This window comes from Achromobacter sp. GbtcB20, assembly GCF_019091095.1.
Lineage (GTDB): Bacteria > Pseudomonadota > Gammaproteobacteria > Burkholderiales > Burkholderiaceae_B > Achromobacter > Achromobacter mucicolens.
This window is the reverse complement of record NZ_JAGXJZ010000730.1, coordinates 1-250: the sequence shown is the minus strand read 5'-3', so window position 1 is coordinate 250 and position 250 is coordinate 1. Positions and strand designations below refer to the sequence as shown.

Here is a 250-nt window from a genome sequence, read left to right as displayed (position 1 = left end):
CGCCCAGGTGCTGCCCGCGCTGCCGAAACTGTATGAGGGCCTGGCATGCCAGGTGGCCGACGTCGATCTCAAGGCACTCAAGACGCTGCCGCCCAAACCGTACACGCAAGGCGAGGTGGTCAAGTCCATGAAAGGCGTCGCCAAGCTGGTGTCCGATCCCCGCCTGAAGCAGAAGCTCAAGGATACGGTTGGCATCGGCACCGAAGCGACGCGGGCCAACATCATCGGCGGCCTGATCGCTCGCGGCTAC

1 protein-coding gene is annotated in these 250 nt (G+C 64.4%); it reads left to right on the top strand.

Annotated elements, in window-relative coordinates; genetic code table 11:
* On the top strand, nucleotides 1–250 hold a 250-nt coding region (locus KVT32_RS30880; RefSeq protein WP_254637101.1), incomplete at both ends, for a DNA topoisomerase.